Here is a 13,340-nt window from a genome sequence, read left to right on the forward strand (position 1 = left end):
CTACCAATAAAGGGCAAAAAAAAATGGCCTTCCGGTTGACACGAAAGGCCATTTAATAACTGAAAAACGAAGCGTTAGACCACAGTCACGTTAGCTGCGGCAGGTCCCTTGGGACCCTGCTCGATTTCAAAGCTAACCCGGTCTCCTTCGTTGAGAGATCTGAACCCACTGGAATTGATTGCCGAATGGTGAACAAATACATCCGGACCGTCTTCCTGCTCGATGAAACCAAACCCCTTGCTGTCATTGAACCACTTCACGATACCATTTGCCATGCTAACATCCTCCTACGAATAAAAAAAATTAATCATTGCTTCAGACTTCAGGTGCCACTTGGACAAATGGATCAACCCCTGAGAAAGAAACCGGACCGCCAACACCGGCAGTCCTTTATGACTTTCAAACCATATCATGCATAATGATAAATGCAAGTCAAATATTACGAATGTGTAAAAAGCATCCCAGCGGTATTATTTCTTGGTCCGCTTCGGCCGGTAGTAATGGGTGGCCGTGCCGTGAAAGATGTCGGCAGCCTCCTTGAACGTTTCGGACAGGGTGGGATGGGGATGAATCGTCAACCCCACATCGGTGGCATTGGCGCCCATTTCCAGCGCCAGGGTTGCCTCGGCGATCAACTCCCCGGCGCCGGGTCCCACGATGCCTGCACCCAGAAGGCGCTCGGTGTCCGGATCGATGATCAGCTTGGTGAGCCCGTCACTGCGGCCCAGGGTGACGGCGCGGCCCGATGCCGCCCAGGGAAACCGGGTCACTGCAACAGCCAGCCCTTTGGCTTTGGCAGCCCCTTCGGTGAGGCCTGTCCAGGCGATCTCCGGGTCGGTGAAGACCACCGCCGGGATGGCGGCGGGATCGGCGAGCACATTTTTTCCGGCGATGTTTTCCACGGCGATGCGTGCTTCGTAGGCGGCTTTGTGGGCCAGCATGGGCTGCCCGGCCACGTCGCCGATGGCAAAGACCGTGGCCGCTGTGGTCCGGCATCGGTTGTCCGTTCGGACAAACCCGTTTTCATCCAGCGACACCCCGGCTTTTTCCAAGGCAAGGCCGGCGACGTTGGGCCGGCGGCCCACAGCCACGAGCACCTGTTGAAACAGTTGGCTTCTCGGCTTTTCATCCTGTGTCTGGAAGGTCACCTTGACGCCGTTTTTCTGGATTTTGGCCGCTGCTAACGTGGTGTTCAGCAGGATCGCTTTGAACCGGTCCGTCAGGGTCTTGGTTAGGAAGCGAACCAAATCCCGGTCGGCGCCGGCCAGCAGGTGGGGCAGCATCTCCACCACGGTTACCTCCGATCCCAAGGCCGCGTAGACGCTGCCCAACTCCAGGCCGATGTAACCCCCGCCCACCACCAGCAGTGTTTGGGGCACCGATTCCAGATCCAGGGCTTTTTTCGAGTCCCAGACGCGGTCGTCGCTGGTTGGAAGCATCGCTATTTCTGATGAGCGGGAGCCCGTGGCCAGGATGGCGTGCTCGAAACCCAGTGTGCTTCTTTTCCCGTCTGCATCGGTCAGCGACAGGGTTCGGTCGTCCGAGAATACGGCAGAGGATCGGATGTGGGTAATTTTGCGCTGGGTGGCCAGCCGTCCCAGCCCGTCGGTGAGCCCGTTGACCACATCCATTTTCCATCGCCGCATCCGGTCGATGTCTATCTTGGGTTTGCCAAAGGAGACTCCCCAGGCGTCTGCATCGGCCGCTTCGTGAATCAGCCGGGCGATATGCAGCAGGGCCTTGGAGGGAATGCACCCGCGGTAGAGGCAGACGCCGCCAGGGTTTTCCGCCGGATCGATAAGGGTGACGGTCAGGCCCATGTCCGCGGCCAGAAAGGCGGCCGCGTAACCGCCGGGACCGGCACCGATGACAGCCATTTGCGTGTTTTTGTCAGCCATGGATCAGACTCACTTTCCAGTGCCCATCCACAAACGGCATCTTAAGGTTCAGGCCTGCGTTCTCGCATTGTTGAAATCCTCGACGTAGCGCTGCTACGCCTGCGGTTGCAACATCGCTGCGGCCTTGACCTGAACCTTAAGCTACCATTTGTGAACAGGCACTTGTTTATATTCAACGTTTCCGCTTATTCAATCTACCAGAAAACTGGCGTGTCAATCGAGAAAAAGGGTCATGGGTTGTTCCAGGCCATCGCAGATCCAGCGCAGGAAGCGCGCCGCGTCGGCCCCGTCGATGATGCGGTGGTCATAGGAGAGCGAAAGGGGCAGCACGGTTCTCGGTTCGAAGCGGTCGTTCATAAAAACCGGTTTGACGGCGGATCGGCTCACGCCCAGAATGGCCACTTGGGGCCATAGGACGATGGGGGTAAACCCCACCCCGCCGATGCCTCCCTGATTAGAGATGCTGAAGGAGCCACCCTCCAGTTCGTCGGGCTTGACCTTTTTGTTGCGGGCACGCTGGGCCAGGTCCCCGATGGCTTTGGCCAGGTCGACGATGCTTTTCTGGTCGGCATCGCGGATCACCGGTACCAGCAGGCCCCGCGGGGTATCGGCAGCGATGCCGATATGCACGTATTGCTTGAGGATGATGCGCCGGTTGGCGACGTCGATACTGGCGTTGAACCGCGGAAACCGTTTCAGGGCTTCGGCGCACACACGGGTAATGACGGCCGTTACGGTGAGCTTGGCTCCGGCCTTCTCCACTTTCAGGGCCTGTTTGTCGATGAAGGCCACCACCCCGGTGATATCCGCCTCATCAAACTGGGTGACATGGGGGATGGTTGCCCAGGAGGCTGCCGTGCTCTGGGCCGTCAGCCGCCGGACGGTTTCCATCTCCTCGATGTCGATCTTCCCCCAGCGGCTGAAATCGGGCATCGCCGGCGTTCCGGTCAAGGGGGGGGAACCGGCAGTCATTGAGTCCCCCGATTGTCGCTGTCGAACATGGGTTTTGACGTCAGCTTCGGTGATGCGGCCGCCGGGGCCGCTTCCGCTGATGTCGACGATGTCCACGCCCAGCTCCCGTGCCAGGCGCCGGATCGAAGGCGCTGCCGGTGCGGCGGTGCGTGAAGGGGGTGGCGCCGGTGCAGGAGTAGGTTCCTTTGCGCCGCTCTCGGGCACGGGTGAAAGGTCTTCCGTCTCCGTATCTGGTGCCGGTGGCGCTGGTGCCGGGGAGGTCTTTTCGTCGCTGCTTTCGTTTTCGGATGCCGGGTCCTGTGTCTCGTGAATTGACGTCGGCGCATCATCCTTCGCGTTGGCCGCCTCACCTTCGGTTTCCACCCTGGCGATCACATCGCCCACGTTCATCTGGGCACCTGCTTCGGCAAGCACTTCAGTTACCCGGCCGGCAAACGGAGATGGAATTTCCACCAAGGCTTTGTCCGTCTCCAGTTCGATCACGGTGTCGTCCACGGCCACCGTGTCTCCGGTTTTGATGTGGACGGCCACCACGACGCCCGATTCAACATTTTCGCCAATTTCCGGAACTTTGATTGCCTGTATCATAAAGCCTCCGTCTTCTATGCAAACAAGGGATTGATGCGATCGGGGTCGATCTTCAAGGCTGTTCGGGCTTTTTTTACCGTGGCCATGGGGATGGCCTTTTCTCTGGCCAGGGCGGAAAGGGCCGCAAAGGCAATGTGCCGGGCGTCCACCTCGAAAAAGTCGCGAAGGGCCTCGCGGGTTTCGCTGCGGCCATAACCGTCGGTGCCCAACATAACTACCGGACCGGGCAGATGACGGGCAATCGTTTCCGACAGCGCCTTGAGGTAGTCGCTGGCTGCAACGAATATCCCCGATGCACCGGCGGTCTGCTGCTGAAGAAAAGAGGCGCGGGGTTTTTTCTCCGGGTTGAGTCGGTTCCAGCGGTCGGTGTCCTGAGCATCCCAGTAGAGATTCTTGTAGCTGGTGACGCTCCATAAATCGGCGGCGATGCCGAAGTCTGATTCCAATATGTCCCGGGCCTTGAGGCATTCGTTGAAGATGGCCCCGCTGCCCAGCAGGTGGGCCTGGGCGTTGGGTTTTTTTAGAGAAGATGATGAAAACCGGTAAAGGCCTTTGAGAATACCTTCTTCTGCACCGGTCGGCATTTCAGGCATGGGGTAGAATTCGTTGGTGATGGTGAGGTAGTAGACCAGGTTTTCTCCCTCCTCCAGCATCCGGCGAAGCCCCTCGCGCACGATGACAGCGATCTCAAAGGCAAATGCCGGATCGTAGGCCAACAGGGACGGGTTGGGCAGGGCCAGGATGTGGCTGTTGCCGTCCTGGTGCTGCAGTCCCTCTCCTGCCAGGGTCGTTCGTCCGGCCGTGGCACCCAGCAAAAAGCCCCGGGCCTGAATGTCACCGGCAGCCCAGATCATATCGCCGATGCGTTGGAACCCGAACATGGAGTAGAAAAAAAAGAAGGGAACCATGTTGATGTCGAAGGTGGAGTAGGCCGTTCCTGCAGCGATGAACGAGGCCATGGACCCTGCTTCGGTAATGCCCTCCTCCAGTATCTGACCATCGGTGGCCTCCCTGTAATAGAGCAGGCTGCTCTTGTCCACCGGTTCGTAGTTCTGGCCCACATGGGAGTAGATGCCGATCTTGCGGAACAGGCTCTCCATGCCGAAGGTGCGAGCCTCGTCGGGTACGATGGGCACGATATAACGCCCGATTTTCTCGTCCGCCAGCAGCTTGGCCAGCAAGGTTACCATGACCATCGTGGTGGCCACCTCACGGTCACCCGACCCTTTCAGGAACTCGGCGTACACGGGTTTTCCAGGTGGTCGGAAGATGGGTACCGACACGCTGCGCGCCGGCAGGTAGCCGCCCAAGGCCTGCCGCCTTTCCTTCAGGTAGCGGATCTCTTCGCTCTCTTCGTCGGGCCGGTAAAAGGGGGCGTCCTGGATCTGGTCATCCGGGATGGGGATGCCGAAGCGGCTTCTAAAGTGCCTCAGCTCCTGTTCGTTAAGTTTTTTCTGTTGATGGGTGACGTTGCGCCCCTCTCCGGCTTCTCCCAGACCATAGCCCTTGATGGTCTTGGCCAAAATTACCGTGGGGGCGCCCTTGTGCGCCACTGCCGCCTGGTAGGCCGCGTATACCTTTTGGGGGTCGTGCCCGCCGCGGCGCAGCTTCTGCAGCTGCTCGTCAGTGTAGCCTTCGACCATGCGGGCCAGCTGCGGATAGCGTCCGAAGAAATCCTTGCGTATGTAGTCGCCGCCGGCGACCGAATACATCTGGTACTGACCGTCGGGTACCTCTTCCATGCGCTTGGCCAGCAGCCCCTGATCGTCCTGGGCCAGCAGCGGATCCCAGTCGTCTCCCCAGATCACCTTGATGGCATTCCAGCCGGCCCCGCGAAAGGCAGCCTCCAGTTCCTGGATGATCTTGCCGTTTCCGCGCACCGGCCCGTCCAGGCGTTGGAGGTTGCAGTTGATCACAAAAACCAGGTTGTCCAGTCGCTCCCGGGATGCCAGCGTGATGGCGCCTAAAGTTTCAGGCTCGTCGGTTTCGCCGTCCCCCAAAAAAGCCCACACCCGCCGGTCGTCAGGCGGTTGGATGCCCCGGTCCTCCATGTAACGGTTAAAGCGGGCCTGGTAGATGGCCATGATCGGCGACAGACCCATGGACACGGTGGGAAACTGCCAGAAATCGGGCATCAGGTACGGGTGGGGATAGGAGCTCAAGCCCCCGCCGTCGGCCATCTCACGTCGGAAATTCTCCAACTGGGTCTCGCTGATGCGGCCCTCTAAAAAGGCGCGGGCGTAAATTCCCGGCGCTGCATGACCCTGGAAAAAGACGATGTCCCCGGGATGGCCGGCGCTTTTGGCTCGGAAGAAATGGTTGAATCCCACTTCATAGAGGGTGGCGCTGGAGGCAAACGTCGAGATGTGGCCGCCAATGCCCGAATGCTGACGGTTGGCGCGCACCACCATGGCCATGGCGTTCCAGCGGATAATGCTCTTGATGCGGCGTTCGATCTCCCGGCTGCCCGGAAAGGCAGGTTGGCTGGTCGCCGGTATGGTGTTGATGTAGGGTGTGTTGGCGGAAAAATGGATGTGCACGCCCCGCTGCTGGGCTCTTACCTGAAGATGACGCAGCAGCTCGACAATGCGTGCGGGTCCTTGGTTTTCGTACACATAATCCAGGCTTTCGATCCACTCCCGGTTTTCCAAGGCGATCTCCCGGGCAATGGTGTCGGCATCTTCGTGGGGCATGCGCAGGTTCCTTTCATTAGGATGTGGATGCGTGCGTAAGGCGGCGCCGCGCCTACGACAGTTTGGCTGGCAAGAACCCGCAGACAGGCATCCATGGCCGCACGAAAAAAAACAGCAGCCGGTGCTCCGAGGGTATCCACTATTATCGGGTCGATACCAAACGCCTGTCAATAGCAATGAGACGCACGTTTCAGCTGGTCTCTTTTTTCATGCATCGCGATGGGCGGGGACGCCGGGGACGATACCGTGTCAACCGTTGTGACCGCCTGAAGGCGGACCAACCGAACGAGAAGCTTCCGGTCTAACCGCTCTTCCTGTCTGTGAAGAGAGAGGATTGACCGTAAGGATAGTAAATTCGATGGACGGGGAAAACAAGTGGATCGAAAAGGTGATGGGGGTGCTGCCCGAGTCATCTATCGATCGAACACCACCGTGACCATCCGCTTTTCGATCACCTGCCTAAAAGCGGAGATAGAAAAACTCATACTCGCCGTTGTTGATATCGATTTTCAGGTTGTAGCCTCTGGCCTCGGCAAACACAATCCAGGGTGGCCGTCCGCCGCCGCCGCAATCGTAAGCGGGCCAGAATTCGCCGGTTTTCCCGCTGTGGTAAGACAGCATCATGGCATTGCTGTCCATACTGCGGGCCTTAGCTTTGGCCATGGCTCGGGCTGCGGCCAGGTCCAAGTCAGCATCATCGACATTTATCGCCACCGTGTCCAGGGTATAATCATTTGTTGCTTGAAGTTGAGCCATCGGTGTATCCTTTCATTTCAGACGGGTGATAATGTCAAGTTAAGGAGCCTTGGGCATTTGTAAATCGGGGTCTTGCCGGTGGGGAGCGGCAAGACCTTGTTTTGGGGTAAGCAGGCGAACGATCAATTCTCGTAAACAATTGAAAATAAAAGAAGGAAAACATGAGCAAAATACTGGAGGCGACCAACCTCGCCGTGTTCTGTGACTTTGAAAATGTAGCCTTAGGGGTGCGGGATGCCCGCTTTGCCCAATTTGACATCAGCAAGGTGCTTGAACGGCTGCTGCTCAAGGGCAGCATCGTGGTCAAGAAAGCTTACTGCGACTGGGAACGTTACAAGGAGTTCAAAGCGGCCATGCACGAGGCGGCCTTCGAACTCATCGAGATTCCCCATGTGCGCCAGTCGGGTAAGAACTCTGCAGACATCCGCATGGTGGTCGATGCCCTGGACCTGTGCTACACTAAATCACACGTGGATACCTTCGTGATCGTCAGCGGGGATTCAGATTTCTCACCGTTAGTCAGTAAGCTGCGTGAAAACAACAAAAACGTCATCGGCGTAGGGGTGAAAAATTCCAGCTCAGACCTGTTGATTGCCAACTGCGACGAGTTCATCTACTACGACGACCTGGTTAGAAAGAAGAAGAAGGCCAAAAAACCAGCCCGCAAACCAGCTGCCAAGGGGCGTAAAACACTGGCTCCCGGGGCCACTCCCATAGAGGATGCAGAAACGCGGATCCAAGCTGCGCTGGATTTGGTGATGGAGACCCTGGAGGCCCTGGCCGAAGAGCGCGGTTCTGAAGATAAAATCTGGGGGTCCATGGTCAAGCAGACACTCAAGCGCCGCCGCCCGGGATTCAACGAATCCTACTACGGCTTCCGCTCATTCAAGCGCCTGCTGGACGAAGCGGCCAGCCGCGGACTCATGGAACTGGAGTCGGACGAAAAGTCCGGCGGGTACATCATTCGCAGCTTCCATTCGGAAGAGTGACCGGCGTTCAATCTAATCGATTGGGTTGACCCAGGTGGCTCAAGAGGAAGCGTCAGGTCAGTTATCTGTCCTGACCTATACTTGAACTGACCAAACTGAAGTGTAATCAATCGTTCATATTTATTTGACGATGAAAATTATGTAAAAGATAACGATTAGGAGTTTTTGCGGCGCGCAGCCGGCGCTAAAAGTTTGGGTGAACCGAACCGTTTTTGCTTCGACATCATCTGGGTTTTTAACGGGGTTTTTTTATCAGTCCGTAGGCAGGATGGTCTGATTTTTCGATCAAATCAATCATCTTTGATCAAGCACTGGGGTGGACATGTCTGAATCGAATCCAGAAGGACGACTTACCATTAAGCACCAAGACGGTAACGTGACACAGGATACAACCCTCGCCTTCTATGAAGGCAATGCCAAACAGTATTACGATGGCACCGTGAACACCAACATGACGGTGCTGTACACCCCCTTTCTGACGTACATGCCAACGTATGCATCCATTCTGGATGCCGGCTGTGGATCGGGTAGAGACACCTTGTATTTTGCCAGTCGGGGATACCAGGTTACCGCATTCGACTATTCACCAGCTTTGGTGAAGCTGGCCACCAAGCTGACAGGGCAGGCGGTGCTGAACCTGTCCTTTCAGGACCTTGTGTTTGAGAACCAGTTTAATGGTGTCTGGGCTTGCTCTTCTCTGATTCATGTGCCGATGGATGAAATGCAAGATGCTATTTTCAAGCTGTCAAGATCGATGAAGGTGGATGGTATCCTGTACGCATCATTCAAGCATGGTAAAGGTGAACATGACCGTAATGGGAGACGCTTTGTTGATCTTGATGAGGCCGGTTGTGATGAACTGATCAAGCTGAATCCTGAACTCGCTGTCATCAGGTGCTGGAAAACCAGTGACTTGAGGCCTGGCAGGGAAAATGAAAAGTGGTTGAACCTGTTAGTCAGAAAGGCCAGGCCGATAGATAGAACCTGACCAAAACCCTGCCATGATTTCAGTCCTGGATCATCCGATCCAAGACTGTTGCCCGCCGCTGGATACGAAGATCTACCGGTGTATCCAATCCCAGGCCGCCCGAAAGGGCATCGATTATACCGACGGCCCGACTTGTTCGACCGAATCTTAAACAGGTGCCCAGCGGTTGTATCCGGCGCATGTTGCCGGGTTCGGTACCGGTTCCGGTAGACTTGATTGACAGGCATACCCACCTTGACGCGCTTGCCTTTGCTGCCCATATTGGAAGCATCGTACCGACCTTTGCAAAGGATGCCGGCCAATGGATATGCTCACCCAGCCGTTCGATGATGACATGAAGGCGGAGTTAGAAACCCTCCGCCAGTCCATCCGCCGCATCGCGATTGATGCACCCACGCTTGGCCTGCCGCCGCCGATGACACTTGTGGCGCAGGCGGATCGTATCCTGCAGCGGCTGGTGCACTGGTTGCTGGATGACGAACAGAAGCAGGCGGTGAGCGACCATCCATGGCAGGCTTATTTTCTGCATGCCGCCGCCTGTCTGTGCGACATCGGGCTGATGGATGGCAGCGGCGTGTCCGCCGACAGCAGCGTGGCGCGCCGCTCCCACGACTGGATTCAGCAGAACTGGCCGATGCTTGGGATCAAGGATGCCCAGCGCGCAGAGATCTTGGCCTTGATATGCCTGCAGATGCAGGATTTTAGCTGCCATGATCCAGCGCCTGTCGCTCTTGGACCCGCCTACGTTGCCGGCACCCTGATCAATACGAATCTGATTGGCGCCTGCGTCCACCTCGCCAGAGCGCTGGAGCTGAAGTCACCTGCCACCTTTATGGCCATTGCCGGCCATCAACCCGGCCATCCGCAGGCCGCATCGGCGACGTGGATGGATGCCTTCGAGGTCGACGACGTCGGCCCGCACCCTTACCTACCGGCCACCATCCGCATTAAAATCAGTTGCCGCGACCCGGAACTCCACCGGGCCCTGAAACGCCACGAACGCGTCGTAGAGGAGCGGCTCAAGGAAATCAATCAGCGGATCCGTCCGCGGTTTCTGTTTGCCGATGTGATCTATGAAATCACACCGGCGGGGTATCAACCGGTGGACCTGAGATATTCCGTTGACACCTCCGCGGCCCTGCAACTGTTCATGGGCAACCGGCTTTACGCGGACAAGCGCGTTTTTCTGCGTGAACTCATCCAGAATGCGGTAGACGCCTGCAGCATGCGCAAACTGGCCGATGCGGCCTATGTGCCGGCCATATCGATTGCCTTCAACGACGACATCAGTCGTATCACCATCCGCGACAACGGCATCGGCATGGACCGGCAATGGCTCGAAAAATACTTTCTTTCCATCGGCATCTCCTTTTATCAGTCCGATGAAGTCAAAACCGTCAATCAGGATCCACGCATCGACATCGGCTTCATCAGCCAGTTCGGGATCGGCTTTCTGTCCAGTTTCCTGGTGGCCGAAAAAATCGTCATCAAGACCCGCAAAGACGCCTCGCCCGGGCTGTTGATTACCATCACGAGCCTGAAGGATTATTTCGACGTGCGCCCGCTGGGCGACGACACACCCGCCGGGACGGAGGTGACCCTTCACCTGAAGCCGTCCAAGATCAACTACTGCCGCAGCATAGAATTCACCGGCTACTTGAAGACCAACATCCGGTTTTTGCAGATTCCGGTCAGTTTTACCGACGAGCGGGGAGATTCCACCATCCTCGGCAACGAACCCCTGTCCTATGCCGTTGTCAAAAACACGGATTCCGACTTTGTGGTCCCGGTGTCCTTTGACGACGCCGAGGGGTTCATGTACCTGGGCGTAAAAATGCACGATTCGCGTATCTTTGCATTGGAAACGGCCACCGGCGGTGTTTCCGTCTTTCAGGACGGCATCTTCGTGACCCAGGACGACCTGCTGTTGCCCGAGGGCGCCCGCCAGCATGTGGTGGGCCGGATCAACCTCAAGGGCCGCGACAAGTGCGAACTGAGCATGGACCGCAACCGGATTTTCTGGACCGGCGAACGCAAAAAACAGATCCGGCAACGGATCCGCCTGGCGCTGGTAGAAATCGCCAACCGGCTGATGAACGCCCTGGATGTCCAGGGAGCACCCGTGGACACCAGAAACAGCCTGATCAACCACCTGGCCATCTTCTTCGACTTCAGCGAAGTCGACGATACGGTGCATGACGGTTTATGCCAACCCTTGCAGCAAGTGGTCGACAAGCGCTTCAGGGACTTTGTGCGTGTCCATTTCCCCCACGCGCGGTCGGCCGGCAGAATCCCGGAGGCAGACGGCTATAACGAGCAGTGGCAACGGCGGATTTTGGCCTCCTTTGCCCCTAAGTAGTGAGTCCATCCGTCTATTCCTGTCATGACTCGGCCCGCCCCATGCAACGACGTTCACACGATGCCGCGTCTTTGCGGCATCCATGGATTGTTCCGATCCTGCATGTCGGTGGTGCCGGTGAAAACTCAATCCGAAAGGAGCAGGGTTATGAAATCCATGATCCAGACGCTGGCGGCAACCATGCTGCTCTCGCTGTTTGGTTGCCAGTCCATGCCGCCGATCCACACGGTAAGACAGGTGGACCTGGATCGGTTCATGGGCGACTGGTACGTGATTGCCAACATACCCACTTTTATCGAGACGGATGCCTTCAACGCCGTGGAATCCTATCGCTTGGACGAAGACGGGACCATCCATACCACCTTCACGTTCAACAAGGGCGGCTATGACGGCCCGCTGAAGACCTACACGCCCCGGGCCTTTGTACAAGACGCTGCATCCAATGCGGTCTGGGACATGCAGTTCCTCTGGCCCTTCAGGGCCGAATACCGCATCATCCTCTTGGCAACCGACTACTCCAAAACGGTGGTGGGCAGGACCAAAAGAGATTATGTTTGGATCATGGCCCGCACGCGATCGCTTCCCGACGATGAATACCTGAAGATACTTCAGTTTTTGGAGCAAGAGGGGTATGACATCGGCAAGGTGAAAAAAGTGCCCCATATGCCGGGCGATTGACCGGTTATCTGCGCGATGCCATTGACGCCTGCCGGGCATGGCTCCTATAATGGCGATGTCAATGCAATCCGTTCGCCTCGGCGACCATACTGGTTCAAGATCACGTCCACCAAACAACCGAATTGAGGGTGTGACGGATCGTTCCCGGCGCTCAGATCGACTGTCGGGGATGCAACCCCAACCCGAACAAAGGGGGCCAGACCAATGACCCAATCCATGCGAATCATGACCGAAAGCCCGTTGAATGCCGAAACGCCGGCCGTGCGCCTGCGTTCTTGGATTACACCCAATGCGGTTTTTTTCGACCGCAACCAGGGCAAGATACCGGAGGTGCCAGTTGATTTGGACAAATGGGCCTTGACGATCGATGGGAAGGTCAAGAAAAAGCTCAACCTGGGCCTGGAGCAGCTCCAACGCCTGCCCAAAGCCATGGTTGCCAATACCCTGGAGTGCTCGGGGAACAGTCGGTCCCTGCTTGAAAAGAAAGCGCCCGGCAACCCATGGACCATCGGCGGCGTCGGCAATGCCGTCTGGGGCGGTGTCTGGCTCCGGGACCTGTTGAACGACGCGGGTCTGGCGGACCGGGCTGCCCATGTCGCCTTCGAAGGAATGGACACGCCCCTCGGTAAGGCCCAGATTAAATTCGTGCGCAGCATCCCTATCGAAAAGGCGATGTCATCCACCCTGCTGGCCTATGAAATGAATGGTGACCCCCTGCCCTTGAAGCACGGCTACCCGCTGCGGGCGCTGGCCTTGGGGTGGACCGGGGCCAACTGCGTGAAGTGGCTCAATCGCATCTCGGTGATGGAAAAGCCATTCGAAGGGTTTTTTATGGACCAGGTCTATCGGGTTTTTCAAAAAGGAGAGAAGCCCGCCACCGGTGATGCAGTCACCGCCATCGCCCTGAAATCCATTATCACCCAGCCCTTGGCCGGTGAGCGCCTGGAAAAGGGCACAATTGTTGTGCTGGGCGCCGCCTATGCCGGCGAAGGGCACGTGGAACAGGTCGAGGTGTCCGTCGATGGCGGTGCCAACTGGCAGACGGCCGAATTTATCGGACCGGATGAGCCTTTTGCCTGGCGGCAATGGCAGTATGTCTGGCAAGCCAGCCAGGCCGCTGAGCACACGATCAAAGCCCGGGCCACGGACGAACAGGGAAGGCGGCAGCCGGAAACCGCCCGATGGAATTTTCTTGGTTACGGCAACAATGGTGTCGATGAACATGCCGTGAAGGTCATCGTCGAGTGATGCCGCTATTGATGATCATACGTCCACTTCCGCTTCAGCATATCCGTCAGGGCCCTTTTCCCCGCATCAGTCAGCCCGAGACGGTCGATCTCCCGCGCCAGTTGATCCTTGCCTCCGTGCCCGCTCGCGTAACCGTTGAGGCGCGCCACGGCGGTGGAATCCACGAAATCC

The 13,340-nt window shown here is 57.4% G+C and carries 10 protein-coding genes; 5 read left to right on the forward strand and 5 right to left on the reverse strand.

Translation table 11 applies throughout. The features are described 5' to 3' along the window. Positions 1 to 74: 74 nt before the first annotated feature. From ABYV26_RS10095 to ABYV26_RS10115, 5 genes are all read right to left on the reverse strand, one after another. A complete protein-coding gene (locus tag ABYV26_RS10095; protein WP_319406804.1) occupies positions 75 to 275 on the reverse strand; it encodes a cold-shock protein in 201 nt (66 codons plus the stop codon). A gap of 195 nt (positions 276 to 470) precedes the next feature. Beyond that, a complete protein-coding gene (gene lpdA, locus ABYV26_RS10100) occupies positions 471 to 1,898 on the reverse strand; it encodes a dihydrolipoyl dehydrogenase (RefSeq protein WP_372680616.1) in 1,428 nt (475 codons plus the stop codon). 213 nt (positions 1,899 to 2,111) lie between these two features. Then, a complete protein-coding gene (locus ABYV26_RS10105) occupies positions 2,112 to 3,458 on the reverse strand; it encodes a 2-oxo acid dehydrogenase subunit E2 (RefSeq protein ID WP_372680618.1) in 1,347 nt (448 codons plus the stop codon). A 14-nt stretch (positions 3,459 to 3,472) separates the two neighbouring features. Further along, the gene (gene aceE, locus ABYV26_RS10110) at positions 3,473 to 6,151 is read right to left on the reverse strand and encodes a pyruvate dehydrogenase (acetyl-transferring), homodimeric type (protein WP_372680620.1); all 2,679 of its coding nucleotides are present in this window, start codon (positions 6,149 to 6,151) and stop codon (positions 3,473 to 3,475) included. Positions 6,152 to 6,610: 459 nt separating this feature from the next. After that, positions 6,611 to 6,907, reverse strand: coding sequence for an AF1514 family protein (locus tag ABYV26_RS10115; protein ID WP_372680622.1), 297 nt, complete (start codon positions 6,905 to 6,907; stop codon positions 6,611 to 6,613). A gap of 161 nt (positions 6,908 to 7,068) precedes the next feature. Between ABYV26_RS10115 and ABYV26_RS10120 the strand changes: the two genes are divergently transcribed. The 5 genes from ABYV26_RS10120 to ABYV26_RS10140 all read left to right on the forward strand — a co-directional run bounded on the left by ABYV26_RS10120 (position 7,069) and on the right by ABYV26_RS10140 (position 13,169). Beyond that, positions 7,069 to 7,896 carry an NYN domain-containing protein gene (locus tag ABYV26_RS10120; protein ID WP_372680624.1) on the forward strand — a complete coding sequence of 276 codons (828 nt, stop codon included), beginning with the start codon at positions 7,069 to 7,071 and terminating at the stop codon, positions 7,894 to 7,896. 322 nt (positions 7,897 to 8,218) lie between these two features. Further along, on the forward strand, positions 8,219 to 8,884 hold the full coding sequence (locus ABYV26_RS10125; RefSeq protein WP_372680626.1) for a class I SAM-dependent methyltransferase: 666 nt from the start codon (positions 8,219 to 8,221) through the stop codon (positions 8,882 to 8,884). Between the two features lie 301 nt (positions 8,885 to 9,185). Next, entirely contained in the window at positions 9,186 to 11,243 is a 2,058-nt protein-coding gene (locus ABYV26_RS10130; RefSeq protein WP_372680628.1) for an ATP-binding protein, read from the forward strand. 147 nt (positions 11,244 to 11,390) lie between these two features. Further along, positions 11,391 to 11,921, forward strand: a complete 531-nt coding sequence (locus ABYV26_RS10135) for a lipocalin family protein (RefSeq protein WP_372680630.1) — start codon at positions 11,391 to 11,393, stop codon at positions 11,919 to 11,921. 204 nt (positions 11,922 to 12,125) lie between these two features. Continuing rightward, a complete protein-coding gene (locus ABYV26_RS10140; RefSeq protein WP_372680632.1) occupies positions 12,126 to 13,169 on the forward strand; it encodes a sulfite oxidase in 1,044 nt (347 codons plus the stop codon). Positions 13,170 to 13,340 lie beyond the last annotated feature (171 nt).

Source organism: Desulfosarcina sp. (genome assembly GCF_041551955.1).
Classification (GTDB): domain Bacteria; phylum Desulfobacterota; class Desulfobacteria; order Desulfobacterales; family Desulfosarcinaceae; genus Desulfosarcina.

Excerpts from the sequence above, each read along its gene's own strand:
- ABYV26_RS10125 (WP_372680626.1), top strand. The coding sequence starts at position 8,219 with ATGTCTGAATCGAATCCAGAAGGACGACTTACCATTAAGCACCAAGAC.
- ABYV26_RS10140 (WP_372680632.1), top strand. The coding sequence starts at position 12,126 with ATGACCCAATCCATGCGAATCATGACCGAAAGCCCGTTGAATGCCGAA.
- aceE (WP_372680620.1), bottom strand. The coding sequence starts at position 6,151 with ATGCCCCACGAAGATGCCGACACCATTGCCCGGGAGATCGCCTTGGAA.
- ABYV26_RS10105 (WP_372680618.1), bottom strand. The coding sequence starts at position 3,458 with ATGATACAGGCAATCAAAGTTCCGGAAATTGGCGAAAATGTTGAATCG.
- ABYV26_RS10115 (WP_372680622.1), bottom strand. The coding sequence starts at position 6,907 with ATGGCTCAACTTCAAGCAACAAATGATTATACCCTGGACACGGTGGCG.
- lpdA (WP_372680616.1), bottom strand. The coding sequence starts at position 1,898 with ATGGCTGACAAAAACACGCAAATGGCTGTCATCGGTGCCGGTCCCGGC.
- ABYV26_RS10130 (WP_372680628.1), top strand. The coding sequence starts at position 9,186 with ATGGATATGCTCACCCAGCCGTTCGATGATGACATGAAGGCGGAGTTA.
- ABYV26_RS10135 (WP_372680630.1), top strand. The coding sequence starts at position 11,391 with ATGAAATCCATGATCCAGACGCTGGCGGCAACCATGCTGCTCTCGCTG.
- ABYV26_RS10095 (WP_319406804.1), bottom strand. The coding sequence starts at position 275 with ATGGCAAATGGTATCGTGAAGTGGTTCAATGACAGCAAGGGGTTTGGT.
- ABYV26_RS10120 (WP_372680624.1), top strand. The coding sequence starts at position 7,069 with ATGAGCAAAATACTGGAGGCGACCAACCTCGCCGTGTTCTGTGACTTT.